Raw genomic sequence first — 13179 nt, 5'->3', positions numbered from 1 at the left:
TTGCCTTTGGGTCTTCGCCCGTGGATTAACTAACGCTGTCCGGCAGCTTCTCCTCGCGCAGCGCGATCAAATCTTTGAGACCATCGGCGATGCCGTCATCGAGCTTCGGCTCCTCATAATCGGCGAGCATGTTGCGCGCTTTCTCGCGGCCGCGCGTGTCGTGGTCCTTTGCCCCTTCAGCCTTCCACTGTTCGTAGGAATTGAAGTCCATGATGCTGGGCATGAAGAAGGCGGACTGGAAATGCTCGAGTGTGTGCTGGGTGCCGAGGAAGTGGCCCTGCGGCCCGACCTCACGGATTGCCGCCATCGCTTCCTTGAAGTCGTCGAACGGCAGGCCGCCGGCATATTTGTACCAGCCGACAAGCTGTTCGCAGTCCGTCGCGAATTTTGAATAGCCGCAGGTCAGGCCGGCCTCGAGCCATCCGGCGGAGTGCCAGATGTAGTTGGCGCCGGCAAGGATGGCGGCATGCATCAGCATGTTCGCCTCGTAGCCCGCCTGGGCGTCGTTGAGTTTCGATCCGACATGGAAGCCCGACGTGCGCCAGGGCAGCCGGTATTTCCGCGCCAGTGCTCCCATCAAATACATCATCTGGGCGGCCTCGGGCGTGCCACCCATCGGCGCGCCGGTCTTCATGTCGACCGTGACCATGAACTGTCCGTAGATCTGCGGTGAACCCGGACGCAGCAGTTGCGTGAAGGCGACGCCCGCCAGCGCTTCGGCATTGACCTGCGCCACCGCTCCCACAGCCGAGGCCGAAGTCGAGGCGCCGCACAGCGCGAACGGCGCCAGGATCAACGGCTGGTTGTGACGCGCGTAGACCTTCATCGCGTCCAGCATGGTGGCGTCCCATACCAGTGGCGAGTTGCAATTGGTGATCGCGACCAACACCGGGTTGTCACGGACAAAATCCTCGCCGAACACGATGCCTGCCATCGCCATCGTGTCTTCGGCGCGTTCCCTGGATGTCACGATGCCCATGAACGGCTTGTCGGAATGCTTCAACGCCGAATGGATGATGTGGAGGTGACGCTTCGGCACCGCAATTTCCATCGGCTCGCAGATGATCGAGCTCGACGAATGCAGCGCCGGCGCCATATAGGCGAGCTTATGGAAATTGTTGAGATCGGCGAGCGTGCCATAGCGCCTGACATTGTCGAGGTCGCGCACGTAAGGCGCGCCGTACATCGGCACGAAGATGGAATTCTTGCCGCCGACGCGGACCGAGCGCTCAGGGTTGCGCGCATTGAGCGTGAACTCCGGCGGGACTTTCGACACCAGCTCCATCAAGAGCGCGCGGTCAATGCGGACGCGCGTCTCAGAGACATCGGCTCCGGCGGCCTGCCACAGGGCTATGGCCTCATCGTCGCGGAACTCGCAGCCAACCTCTTCGAGGATCGACAGCGACTCCTGGTGGATCAGCTCGACAGCCTCGTCCGGGACCATTTGGTATGCGGGTATGTTGCGAACCAGCGTCGGAAACGACGCCATCGGAGTTCCCCGCAGCGCCTTGCGGCCCAGGCGGCCGCCACCTCGGCGGCTGGCGTGTTCGGTGACTTCGGCGGCCGGTGCGTTCATGGCAACTCTATCCTCCCAATGACGACCAGCCTAGCGAGAGGAAATATGGCTGTGACGCTGGAAAATCCTGATCACTTGTATAAGCTCAGCTTATGCGAAGCTTGCGCCATCTGCTGCCCTCGGCCGGCAGCCTGATCGTTTTCGAGGCCGCCGGCCGGCTGTCGAGCTTTACCGCCGCCGGGCGGGAGCTCGGCATGACGCAGGCTGCCGTGTCCTATGCTATCCGCGGGCTTGAAGAGCAGCTCGGCGCGAAACTCTTTCAACGCCGCCATCGTCAGGTCAGCCTTACCGAAGCCGGCGAGCGTTTCCACGCCGACGTCTCGCTCGGCCTGTCGCACATCCGCAAGTCGGCGGAGGATTTGCGCCTACAGGCGACCGGCGGCCATGTGACGCTCGCTGCCTCGACCGCCTTCGCCTCTTTCTGGATGATGCCGCGCCTGCAGCAGTTCCGCGACGAACTGCCGGGCATCGACCTGCGCATCCAGACCGCCGACCGCGATCTCGACATCATCGCCGAAGACATTCCCCTCGGCGTTCGTGGCGGCGAACCCCGGGAATGGCGGGACTATCATTCGCTGCCGCTCGCCGATGAGGAAATATTCCCGGTTGCCGGCGCGAGCTATGTGGCGCGGTTCGGACTGCCGGAGAGCGTCGAGGATCTGCCATCGCACCGGCTCATCCATCTCGAAGAGCCGTTTCGCGAAGCCGCGAGCTGGGACGAGTGGTTCGCCTCGGCCGGGGTCAACATCACCGATGCCGGGCGCGGCTTGCGCATCAACGATTATGCGCTGGTGATCCAGGCGGTCATGGAGGGGCAAGGCATCGCACTCGGCTGGGGCCACCTCGCCGAGCGCCTGCTGGCGTCGGGACTGCTGGTGCGTGCGACCGGCCACACGATGACGACCGGCAAGGGCTTTCATGTCATCTGGTCGAGAACCCGCGAGCTCAGCGACAATGCCCGCAAGGTGCGGGACTGGCTGGCGGCGCAGGCGTGAGGCTCCCATTAATGCTCAACCAACCGTCACGACGATCTTGCCGAATTGCTCGTTCGACTCGAGAAAGCGATGCGCTTCGACGATCTGCTCGAAAGGAAAGGTTCTGGCGATTGCCGGCTTTAGCGAACCCGACATCAATCCGTCGAGGATAAACGCCTTGGCAGCTTCCAACTTCACCGGATCGCCAGTGATCTCGTGGACGAGATAGCCGCGCAGCGTCAGCGTCTTGGCCAGCACAGCGAACAGCGGGAACGGCGTCGGCTCGGGGCTCAAGCCGCCATATTCGATGAGAATGCCACCCCGTGCCATCGCCGCCGTCAGAGGTTCGAAAATCGGGCCACCGACTGCGTCGAAAACCACTCGGATGTTGTCCGGACTGGCGATTTCCTTCAGCCGGGCTTCCAGATCTTCGTCCGCTGAAGCGACGACATGGGCCGCCCCGAACTTGAGCAGGGCCTGTCTCTTGGCAGATGTCCGCGTCACCGCGATCGCGGTCGCACCAACGATGTTGGCAATCTGGATCGCGGCAAGTCCGACACTGCTCGATGCCGCGGTAATGACGACAAAGTCGTCTCTGCTGAGCTTGGCAATGTCGATCAGTGCGCCATAGGCGGTGAGATATTGCATCCAGACGGCTGCCGCCTCTTCCCAGGTAAGCGATGGCGGGTGCTTGGCCACGAGATGGGCGGGATATGTGGCAATCTCACCATAGGCGGGCCAGCGGGCCATCGATAATGGCGGCACGACGCTGACGGCGTCACCTGGCGCAAAACCGTGCACGGCTTCGCCGACCGCTTCGACGACACCCGCTGCCTCAAGGCCAAGACCGGAAGGCAACGGCGGCGTCTGGATATAAGTGCCCGAACGCAGCAGCGCCTCGGCCCGGTTGAGACCCAATGCCTTGACCCGGATCTGAATCTCGCCCCGACCGAGCGCGGGAATATCGAGATTCTCGATGTGCAGAACCTCGGGACCACCATGCTCATGAAAGCGAACAACACGTGCCATGCGGCCATAACTCCAAAATATTTGAACCGAATATGCTATGCCATCGGCCATCCGGCAGATAAATGCTTGCTTGGGCAAGACAGTAGAAACTGGGAGTTTTGAATATGGATCGCCTTACGAGCATGGCCGTGTTCGTCAAAACCATCGATCTTGGCTCGTTCGCGGCGACTGCTGCCGCTCTCGATCTGTCCGGACCGATGGTCGGCAAGCATGTCCGGTTTCTCGAGGAGCGTCTGGGCGTGCGCCTCATCAACCGGACCACACGCCGCCAGAGCCTGACCGACTTCGGGCGCGCCTACTATGAGCGCTGCCGATTGGTACTCGCTGAAGCCGAAGCTGCGGATGCACTGGCGGCTGATCAATTTTCCGAACCACGCGGAAAGCTGCGCGTCATCATGCCCGTACACTTCGGCCGGCGCTGCGTTGCCCCGATGCTGCTGGAGCTTGCGCAGCGATATCCCGCTCTGGGACTCGACCTGTCTTTCAGCGATCCCATCGCCGATCTTGCAGAGGATGGCTGCGATCTTGCCATCCGGACCGGCAATCTGGAGGATCAGGCCGGCGTGATGGCGCGTCGCGTCGCGCGCCAGCGCATGGTCGTCTGCGCGTCGCCATCCTATCTCGAGATGCACGGGCAGCCACGGCGGGTAGAGGATCTCGGCAGCCACCAGACCATCATCTACCGCCGTTCGGGCCGTGTCGTCCAACCGTGGTTGTTTCCGCGCCACGGCCAGCCTGCGCTGGAGGTCATGCCGGTCAGCCGGCTGCGGTTCGACGACCTCGCTGCGATCGCCGATGCTGCGGCAGCCGGCATGGGGCTCGCCTGGCTGCCATACTGGCTGGTCCGTGAGCGCATTCAGGCCGGCGCACTTGTCGTGCTGTTGCCGGAACAGCCGGGATTTCTTTACGACGCCTATGCGCTCTGGCTGCAGACGCCTCACTTGCCGCTGAAGGTCCGCCTTGCCGTCGACGCGCTGGCAGCGGCACTGCCCAGGCTGATGACGTGAAATGCAGGAGCACGGTGAGCGGCGCGGATTCCTGAATTCGCCCCTCCCGCTTGGGCGACGAATCCGCGTATAGTATCCCCATGCCCATTCGCCAGCTTTCCGAAACGATGATCAACCAGATCGCCGCCGGCGAAGTCATCGAGCGTCCGGCAAGCGTGGTCAAGGAACTGGTCGAGAACGCACTCGATGCCGGCGCTGCGAGAATAGAGATCGTCACCGCCGGCGGTGGGCTGAACCTGATCCGCGTCACCGACGATGGCTCAGGCATCCCGGAAAAGGAACTGCCGCTGGCGATCGCACGCCATTGCACCTCGAAGCTCGCCGATGACATTCACGACATCCACTCGCTCGGCTTTCGCGGCGAAGCGCTGCCGTCGATAGGCTCGGTGGCGCGGCTGTCGATCCGCTCGCGCCCCGCCAACGGCGACAGCGCCGCCGAGATCGGCATCGAGGGCGGGCGCGTGTCCGCCGTCAAGCCGGCGGCCGCCAATCGCGGCACCACGGTCGAGGTGCGCGACCTGTTCTTCGCCACGCCGGCGCGGCTCAAATTCATGAAGGGCGAGCGCGCCGAAAGCTCGGCGACCAGCGACGTGATCAAGCGTATCGCGATCGCTTTCCCGGCCGTGCGCTTCACGCTGGCCGGTTCCGACCGCTCGACGCTGGAACTGCCGGCGACCGACGACAGCCCGGAAGGCCGGCTGCGCCGCGTCGCGCAAGTGATGGGCGCCGACTTTCCGCCCAACGCGATCGCCATCGACGCCATGCGCGACGGTGTGCATCTTGCCGGCCACGTTTCGATCCCGTCGTTCAGCCGCGCCAACGCGCTGCAGCAATACGCCTATGTCAACGGCCGGCCGGTGCGCGACAAGCTGATTGCCGGCGCTATCCGTGGCGCCTTCGCCGACGTGCTGCCGCGCGACCGCCATGCGGTGACGGTGCTGTTCCTGACGCTCGATCCAGCCATCGTCGACGTCAATGTCCACCCGGCCAAGGCCGACGTCCGCTTTCGCGATCCGGGGCTGGTGCGCGGGCTGATCGTCGGCGCCATTCGCGAGGCGCTGGCCAATGCCGGCATCCGTGCCGCCACATCAGGGGCGGCCGGCATGATGGCGGCATTCCGGCCAGGCGCAGCATCCTATGCGCATCCAGGACCGGCCAACGGCCATCGCAGCTACGAAGCGGCCTACCGGGCCTCCGGCTTCGCCGGTTTCGATCCGGCCCGCTCGCCGCAACGGCCGCTGGATATGGGCTCGGAAGGCTGGGGCCTTGACGATGCAGGATCTGCAAATGGCGGCTTCGGCGAAAACGATCAGGCGGCGTTCGATGCCGGTTCGCTTCACAGCGCCGACGCGCGCGCCGGACAAGACGAAGCGGCGGAGACGCTGCTCGGCATGGCGCTGGGTGCCGCACGCGCGCAGGTGCACGAGAACTATATCGTCGCGCAGACCAGGGATTCGCTTGTTATTGTCGACCAGCATGCGGCGCATGAGCGGCTGGTCTACGAGGCACTGAAGAACGCATTGCATGCGCGCGCCGTGCCGTCGCAGATGCTGCTTTTGCCCGAGATCGTCGATCTGCCGGAAGAGGATGCAGAGCGGCTCGCCTTGCATTCCGAAACACTGGCCCGCTTCGGCCTCGCCGTCGAACGCTTCGGCCCGGGTGCGGTCGCGGTGCGCGAGACGCCGTCGATGCTCGGCGAAACCAATGTCCAGCAGCTGGTGCGCGACCTTGCCGACGAGATAGCCGACAACGACACCGTCGACACGCTGAAAGAGCGGCTGGACAAAATAGCTGCGACCATGGCCTGCCACGGCTCGGTGCGTTCCGGCCGCCTGCTCAAGCCGGAAGAGATGAACGCGCTGCTGCGCCAGATGGAGGCGACGCCCGGGTCCGGCACCTGCAACCACGGCCGCCCGACCTATATCGAGCTCAGGCTCGCCGACATTGAGAGATTGTTTGGGCGGCGGTGAAGAGCTACTGGTTTGGCGGGATCTATGCCCCTCACCGGCCGCTTCGTGGCAACCTCTCCCCCGTTTCACCGGGCGAGGAACCAAAGCTGTCTGAGGTCGCGCTGTGCAACGGATCGTAATTCTCGGAAATGCCGGAAGCGGCAAATCAACTCTTGCACGGGAAATGGGCGAAAGGCTGAAATTGCCGGTCGTGCATTTGGACAAGCTTTTCTGGGGGCCAGGCTGGAGCAAACCGCAAAACGAGGTTTTCCGCGCACGCGTCAACGAGGCCATCTCTGGTGACGACTGGGTGTGCGAGGGAAACTATTATCGGCAGACTTTCGATTTAAGGCTTCCCCGAGCTGACCTCATTGTCTGGCTGGACACCCGTCGCACAACCTGTTTGAGCCGGATCGTATTGCGTAGCGCATTGAACCGGCCTCGGCCTGATCTCCCGGTAGGATGCAGCGAGAGGCTGGACAAAGAATTTTTGTCGTTTCTGCGCTACGTCTGGAATTTCGATCGCAAGAGTCGACCGCACATCGAGGCGGAGCGGTTGGCCAGTGGACCGCTCGTGCCGGTGATGAGACTGCGTGGCAGCCGTCAGATATCAGGCTTCGTAAGCTCGCTTGCTCGCGAACCAACGCCCAGGCGCTGACCAAACGGTCATTTCGATTCAGGAAAATCTTACAACTATTTGATTCACCTCTTCAAATTGACCACGATGACGCCGCCGAGCGCCAGCGCGCCACCGATGATGCCGAGCAGCGTCGGCACCTCGCCCAGCCAGAAGAAGCCGATCAGCGTCGCCACCGGCGAAACCAGATAAAGGAAATTCGAGGCGCGCGCCGCCGGCAGCCGGGAAAGTGCTGTCGCCCAGGCGGCGTAGGCGATGAGGCTTGGCACGATGCCGAGAAAGACGACGGCGCCGAGACCGGCGGTATCGGCAACTGCCGCCTGCGCCAGGCCGTTCGGCAGGAAGGGCAGTAGGCAGAGCGCGCCGAGCAGCATGTTCGAGGCCGAAATGGTCAGTGGATGATGGCGGGCAAACAGCGGCTTTTGCACGATGGTGTTGACCGCCGAGCACAGCGCTGAGCCGAGGACCAGCAGCGCGCCATTGTTGAAATGCAACCCTTGCCCCTCGCCCATGGCGATGATGCCGATGCCGGCGAAGGACAGGAATGTGCCGGCCCAGGCCAGGCCCGAGAAGCGTTCGCCAAGCAGCGCCATCGCCATGATCGCGGTGAAGATCGGGCTGACATTGATGATGAAGCCGGCAGCACCCGCCGAGACGGTCAGCTCGCCGAAATTGAGCATCGCCGTATACAGCGCAACGAAGACGGCGCCGCCGAAGGCAAAGCGCCACAATTCATCGAGCCGGGGCAGCGCCGGCCGCTTGACGGCGAGGAAGATTGCCGCCGGCACCGCCGCGATGGCGAAGCGCAGCGCGCCAAGTTCCAGCGGCCCGAAAGCGACGAGGCCGGCACGGATCGCCGGAAAGGCGGAGGCCCAGCCGACCACCGTCAACGCCACCGCAATGGCCGCCGTGGTGTCGATCCGCTGTGTCGTATTCAACGTGCCGGTACAAGCGTTCATTTCATTAATCCCGCGTTTCATGTCCTCAAACATACAAAGCGCCTTTCCCGATCGGTTGACAAACGACCAAATCGAGGGTCAGCTGTGATTATGGATCACAGCTCAGACGCGATGCTGCCGCTCGAAACCCTGCGCGCCTTCGACGCCGCGGCACGGACGGGCAGCTTTTCGGCCGCTGCCGAAAAACTCAACCTCACCCATGGCGCCGTCAGCCGGCAGATCGCCAAGCTCGAGGACTGGCTCGGGCTGAAAGTGTTCGATCGCGGCGCGCGAGGTGTCTCGCTGACGATCGAAGGCAACCGCCTGCATCTGCGCACCACTGAGGCCTTCGCGCTGATATCGAGCAATTCGGACCGCTGGATCGAGCCGCGCGGCACCGCCGTGGTGCGGCTAACCTCGATTCCCTCGGTCAGCGGGCTGTGGCTGATGCCGCGCATGGCGGCGCTGGAAAACAATCCGTCCAGGCTGCGCATCGTGCTCGACGTCGATATCCGCCAGGCAGACCTTGCCGACGAGGGCATCGATCTGTCGATCCGCTGCGGCCGCGGCCGCATCCCCGGCCGCGTCTCGGTGCAGCTGTTCGAGGAACATGTGTTTCCGGTCGCCTCGCCGGACCTCGCCCGCGAGATCGGCCGAGGCGACCCTGCCCGGCTGCTCAAATTCCCGCTGATCAACGATTCCGACGCCTCGGCCTGGCGTGCCTGGTTTGCCGCACAGGACATCGATTACCGCCCGCGTCCGCAGGACCGCCGTTTCGAGGACTACAATCTGGTGCTCGGCGCCGCAGCCCATGGTCTCGGCATCGCGCTGGCGCGGCCGCCGATGACCGAGGATCAACTGAAGTCTGGCCGTATCATCGCCGCCGACGAGCGCGTCGTCCTCAGCCCGATATCCTACTGGCTCGACCGGCCAATCGGGCGCCCGCGCGCCGCCGCAGCCGAGCTTGCCCGGCGCATCGCGGCCCAGGCCGGACTGGCGGCGGAAAAGATCGAGGATTTCATCGCAGCCGAGCAGTAGGATGCGGGGCATTCACTTTGCCGGCCTGCCCGGCTGGTTGCCGTTCGAAACGAAGCCGACTGAAGCCAATCTTGCCTCGCTCGGAGCTTGACCTTGCCGGCATTTTGTGGCGATGACATCGTCATGAACCTTGGCTCCATGTCATGATGAATCGCTTTGAAGGCCCCGGCGGCAAGGAAGCCCGTATCCGCTACCTGGACGGCGACTTCCAGGTGACCAGCCCCGGCGCCTTCGTGCGCTGTGCGGTCACCGGCGAAAGCATCCCGCTCGATGAGCTCAAATACTGGAGCGTCGCCAGGCAGGAGCCCTATGTGAGTGCCGCGGCCTCGCTGCGCCGCGAGATCGAGGCACATCCCGAACTGCGCAGCCGACGTTAGGGCGGCGCCATCAAAGCCGTTCAGTAGCGATCCTTCGCGCCCCCTCTGCCCTGCCGGGCATCTCCCCCACTTGGGGGGAGATCGGCAGCTTTAGCGCCCTGCTCATCCTGCGACGTTGGTGATTGGCGAAAGCCGGGGTGACGGCCGATCTCCCTCCTTGTGGGGGAGATGTCCGGCAGGACAGAGGAGGGCGCTGTCCCGCCAGCGTCAAACAGCTCTACCAACGACGCAATGCTCCAAGATCAGCCCTGCAGCTTGCGCTGCCGCCAGGCATCCAGCGTCTCGTCAATGATGCGTTCGGGCACGTGGTCGGGATCGAACACGGTGTTGATCTCCAGCACATCGAGCTGTCCGAGGAAATCGGCCGACGCGGCATCGTGGCGCAGCCGGGCGGCGTCCTTGGCGGTGGTGATGAGGCCAAGTCCGGCACCTCGCGCTGTCATTGCCAGTTCGGCCAGTTCGTCCTTGCCATAGAAATGATGGTCAGGAAACGACCGGGCCAGCGCAACCTCGCCGCCGGCCTGACGGACCGTGTCGAAGAATTTGTCGGGGTGGCCGATGCCGGCAAAGGCCAGATATCGCTTGCCGGCCAGCCCCGCCTTGCTGGTTGGCAGCGTATGCGCCTCGAAGATCGGCCGACCGGCGCGCGCCGCCTGGCGAACGACGGCATCGGCAGCAAGGCCCTCGCCCATCTTCAGCAGCGCGCTGGTGAAAACCAGTTGGTCGACGATGCCAGCCCTGAGCGGGCCGCCAGGAATGACGCGGCCGTTGCCGACGCCGTAGCGTGCGTCGACGACGACCAGCGCATAGTCGATGTGGATGCGCGCGCTCTGGAAACCGTCATCCATGATCAGGAAATCACAGCCATGCTTTTCCAGCAGGAGGCGTGCGCCGGCGGCACGGTTCGGCGTCACTGCGACCGGCGCGTGCTTAGCCAAAAGCAGCGGCTCATCGCCGACATGCTTGGCGGCGTCATGGTGCGGATCGACGACATGCGGCCGCGCGAAGGAGCCGCCATGGCCGCGCGACAGGAAACCTGGATTGAGCTGCATGCGCCTGGCTTGCCGGGCCAGTGCGATCGCCACCGGCGTCTTGCCGGTGCCGCCGACGGTGAAGTTGCCGACGCAAAGCACCGGCGCCTCGATCTTCTCGCGCGCCGCTGAGCGCATGCGGCGGCCGGCAACCAGCGCATAGACAGCCGACAGCGGCGCCAGCGCCAGCGCCCGCCAGTCCGGTTCTTCCCACCAGAAGGGGGGCGCTTCGCTGGCCATCTTAACGGCCGTTGGCGCCCTTGAGGCGCGATTTGACGACCAAAGGCTGAATGTAGGGTTCGAGCGACTTCAAGGTGAGCGCCAACGCGCCGCGCATCTCTTCGACAGTCGCCGCACCGGCGGCCATCATCTCGTGGCGAGCCACCTCGTTGGTCAAAAGGAAATTGACGGCGCCGGCCAGCATGTCGCGGTCGCGCACCAGCTTGGCGCCGCCGCTGTCGAGCAGGCGTTGATAGGTCTCGCGAAAATTCTGGACATTGCGGCCGGCCAGCACCGCCGTGTCGAGCATGGCCGGCTCCAGCGGGTTCTGGCCGCCCTCCGAGGTGAGCGACCGGCCAACGAAGGCGATCTCTGTCAGCCGGAGATAAAGCCCCATCTCGCCCATAGTGTCGCCGAGCAGAATGTCCGTATCGGCGATGATCCGGTCGCCCTTGCTGCGCCGAGCGAGTTTCAGGCCCATGCCGGAAATCTGCGCGGCAAGCGCTTCGGCGCGATCGGGATGGCGCGGCACGACGATGGTCAAAAGACCGTGGTGACGCTTGTGCAGCATCGCGTGAACCTCGGCGGCGACCGCCTCCTCGCCGTCATGGGTCGATATCGCCGCCCAGGTCGGGCGGGCACCGATCTGGCGCTTTAACGTGTACAGCGCCCTTTCATCGGCCGGCGGCGGCGTGGTGTCGACCTTGAGATTGCCGGATACGGTGACCGGCCGGGCGCCGAGCGAGAGGAAGCGCTCGCCGTCGACATCCGACTGGGCGACAACATGGGCGAGATTCTCGAACAACGCCTCGGCGATGTTGGCGCGCTTCTTCCAGGATTTGTACGAACGGTCCGACAGCCTGCCATTGACCAGCACCTGCGGCACACGGCGTGCGCCGAGCTCGAGGATGGTCATCGGCCAGATCTCCGATTCGGCGATGATCGCCAGATCCGGCCGCCAATGGTCGAGGAAGCGGCTGACCGCCGGCTTGAGGTCGAGCGGCACGTATTGGTGGATGATGCGGTCGCCGAGCCGTTCCTCGGCAACCTGAGCGGAGGTGACAGTCCCCGTCGTCAGCACGATGTTGACACCGAAATCGAGGATGCTCTCGACCAGCGGTACGACGGCGATCGTCTCGCCGACGCTCGCCGCATGGATCCAGATCAGCGGCCCTTCGGGGCGCTCGCGCCCGGCGATGCCATAGCGCTCGCGCCGGCGAATTCGATCCTCCTTGCCTCTGGAGGTGCGCCAGGCGACATAGGGCCCGACCAGGGGATAGGCGGCTGCGCCTGCGAAACGATACGCGGTCAGGAAAGTGCGCGCCCAGCGCTCGCTCATTTTGGGCCATCCACGAGGCGGTAGGCCTCGGCGGTCGCGGCGTTGAGCGCGGCCGTGACCTCCTGGCGCTTGCGTTCCATTTCAGCCTCGTCGGCATTGGCCGGAACGAATACCGGCGCTCCAAGCACGATAGAGGAGCGGCCGAACGGCAGATTGATCGTGGTCTTGTCCCAGCTGCGCTCCAGCACCTTGCGGCGGCTGGTGGCGATGGCGGCGGGCAGGATCGGCCGGCCCGAAAGCCGCGCCAGGAGAACGATGCCAAGCCCAGCGTCGCGCGGCGTGCCATGCGGAATGTCAGCGATCATGGCGACGTTCTTGCCGGTGGCGAGTGACTTTTTCAGGGCGATCAGCGCTTTGGCGCCGCCCTTGTCGCGACGCTTCGAGCCTTCGCGTCCACCCGAGCCGCGCACCGCCTCGATCCCGAATTTCTCGATCATCAGTGCGTTGAGCTCGGCATCGGCACTACGCGACACCATGGCGACCACTGGCCGTCCCCCGGGATAGTAGGCCGGAGTCAGAAGATGCTGGCCGTGCCACAGCGCGATGATGGCGGGTTCGAACTGCGAGTAGGCGCCGCCCGACATCTGCGCCGATCCGTCGACAGCACGATTGGTCAGGCGGACGAGGCGAACGAACTGCGCAAACAGGCTGGCGATGGCGTTCTTGACGAATCGCGATTGCGCCAGCGGTTCGCGTATCTTGCGCCAGAATGTCTTCGGGGTGCCACCGCGACGCCGCCTTGCCGCGGACCTCGTGGCCGGCCCTTTCACGCCTTCATGATCCATCCATGTCAACCGGCAGGCTTGTTTTCGGGGTCGAGCAACCGGTGCAGGTGAACGACGAAATAACGCATGTGGGCATTGTCCACGCTGGCTTGGGCCTTGGCTTTCCACGCCGTTTGCGCGGATTGATAATCCGGATAGATGCCGACGATATCGAGCGTCTCGAGATCACGGAATTCTGTCCCGCCAAGCGTCTTCAGTTCGCCGCCGAACACCAGGTGCAAAAGCTGCTTCTTTCCGTCTTCCGCGGTCATGTCGGTCCTTCACATATCGTGAGTTTGTG

At 64.2% G+C, this 13179-nt stretch carries 13 protein-coding genes; 6 read left to right on the top strand and 7 right to left on the bottom strand.

The window, feature by feature from the left end; translation table 11 throughout:
* Nucleotides 1-25: 25 nt before the first annotated feature.
* On the bottom strand, nucleotides 26-1576 hold the full coding sequence (locus AC0L18_RS27370) for a trimethylamine methyltransferase family protein (RefSeq protein WP_473494989.1): 1551 nt from the start codon (nucleotides 1574-1576) through the stop codon (nucleotides 26-28).
* Between the two features lie 92 nt (nucleotides 1577-1668).
* On the opposite strand from AC0L18_RS27370, the gene AC0L18_RS27365 reads away from it, so the two are divergent.
* Nucleotides 1669-2571, top strand: coding sequence for a LysR substrate-binding domain-containing protein (locus tag AC0L18_RS27365; RefSeq protein WP_473494988.1), 903 nt, complete (start codon nucleotides 1669-1671; stop codon nucleotides 2569-2571).
* A gap of 15 nt (nucleotides 2572-2586) precedes the next feature.
* Here the strand turns inward: AC0L18_RS27365 and AC0L18_RS27360 are convergent, their stop codons facing one another.
* Nucleotides 2587-3579 (bottom strand): zinc-dependent alcohol dehydrogenase family protein, encoded by a 993-nt coding sequence (locus AC0L18_RS27360; RefSeq protein ID WP_473494987.1) that lies wholly within the window; start codon nucleotides 3577-3579, stop codon nucleotides 2587-2589.
* 104 nt (nucleotides 3580-3683) lie between these two features.
* On the opposite strand from AC0L18_RS27360, the gene AC0L18_RS27355 reads away from it, so the two are divergent.
* The 3 genes from AC0L18_RS27355 (at nucleotide 3684) to AC0L18_RS27345 (ending at nucleotide 7193) form a co-directional block, all read left to right on the top strand.
* Complete coding sequence (locus AC0L18_RS27355; RefSeq protein WP_473494986.1) at nucleotides 3684-4586, top strand: LysR family transcriptional regulator; 903 nt, start codon at nucleotides 3684-3686, stop codon at nucleotides 4584-4586.
* Between the two features lie 80 nt (nucleotides 4587-4666).
* Nucleotides 4667-6556: a DNA mismatch repair endonuclease MutL gene (gene mutL / locus AC0L18_RS27350; RefSeq protein ID WP_473494985.1), complete on the top strand. Its 1890-nt coding sequence runs from the start codon at nucleotides 4667-4669 to the stop codon at nucleotides 6554-6556.
* A gap of 103 nt (nucleotides 6557-6659) precedes the next feature.
* The gene (locus AC0L18_RS27345; protein WP_473494984.1) at nucleotides 6660-7193 is read left to right on the top strand and encodes a P-loop NTPase family protein; all 534 of its coding nucleotides are present in this window, start codon (nucleotides 6660-6662) and stop codon (nucleotides 7191-7193) included.
* Nucleotides 7194-7237: 44 nt separating this feature from the next.
* Here the strand turns inward: AC0L18_RS27345 and AC0L18_RS27340 are convergent, their stop codons facing one another.
* On the bottom strand, nucleotides 7238-8131 hold the full coding sequence (locus AC0L18_RS27340; RefSeq protein ID WP_473494983.1) for a DMT family transporter: 894 nt from the start codon (nucleotides 8129-8131) through the stop codon (nucleotides 7238-7240).
* 90 nt (nucleotides 8132-8221) lie between these two features.
* Between AC0L18_RS27340 and AC0L18_RS27335 the strand changes: the two genes are divergently transcribed.
* A complete protein-coding gene (locus tag AC0L18_RS27335; RefSeq protein WP_128247848.1) occupies nucleotides 8222-9148 on the top strand; it encodes a LysR substrate-binding domain-containing protein in 927 nt (308 codons plus the stop codon).
* A 143-nt stretch (nucleotides 9149-9291) separates the two neighbouring features.
* Nucleotides 9292-9525, top strand: a complete 234-nt coding sequence (locus AC0L18_RS27330; RefSeq protein WP_027153867.1) for a DUF2093 domain-containing protein — start codon at nucleotides 9292-9294, stop codon at nucleotides 9523-9525.
* 242 nt (nucleotides 9526-9767) lie between these two features.
* Here the strand turns inward: AC0L18_RS27330 and lpxK are convergent, their stop codons facing one another.
* From lpxK to AC0L18_RS27310, 4 genes are read right to left on the bottom strand one after another with little or no spacing between them, the layout of a single operon-like run.
* Entirely contained in the window at nucleotides 9768-10796 is a 1029-nt protein-coding gene (gene lpxK, locus AC0L18_RS27325) for a tetraacyldisaccharide 4'-kinase (protein ID WP_473494982.1), read from the bottom strand.
* A 1-nt stretch (nucleotide 10797) separates the two neighbouring features.
* The gene (waaA, locus tag AC0L18_RS27320) at nucleotides 10798-12114 is read right to left on the bottom strand and encodes a lipid IV(A) 3-deoxy-D-manno-octulosonic acid transferase (protein WP_473494981.1); all 1317 of its coding nucleotides are present in this window, start codon (nucleotides 12112-12114) and stop codon (nucleotides 10798-10800) included.
* Nucleotides 12111-12899: a lysophospholipid acyltransferase family protein gene (locus tag AC0L18_RS27315; protein WP_128170771.1), complete on the bottom strand. Its 789-nt coding sequence runs from the start codon at nucleotides 12897-12899 to the stop codon at nucleotides 12111-12113. Before AC0L18_RS27315 ends, waaA begins: the two co-directional genes overlap by 4 nt.
* Nucleotides 12900-12904: 5 nt before the next feature.
* Entirely contained in the window at nucleotides 12905-13150 is a 246-nt protein-coding gene (locus AC0L18_RS27310) for a DUF4170 domain-containing protein (protein ID WP_023802307.1), read from the bottom strand.
* Between the last annotated feature and the right edge of the window lie 29 nt (nucleotides 13151-13179).

The sequence above is a fragment of the Mesorhizobium sp. WSM4819 genome (genome assembly GCF_055811215.1).
This window is presented reverse-complemented; position numbering and strand designations above follow the sequence as displayed.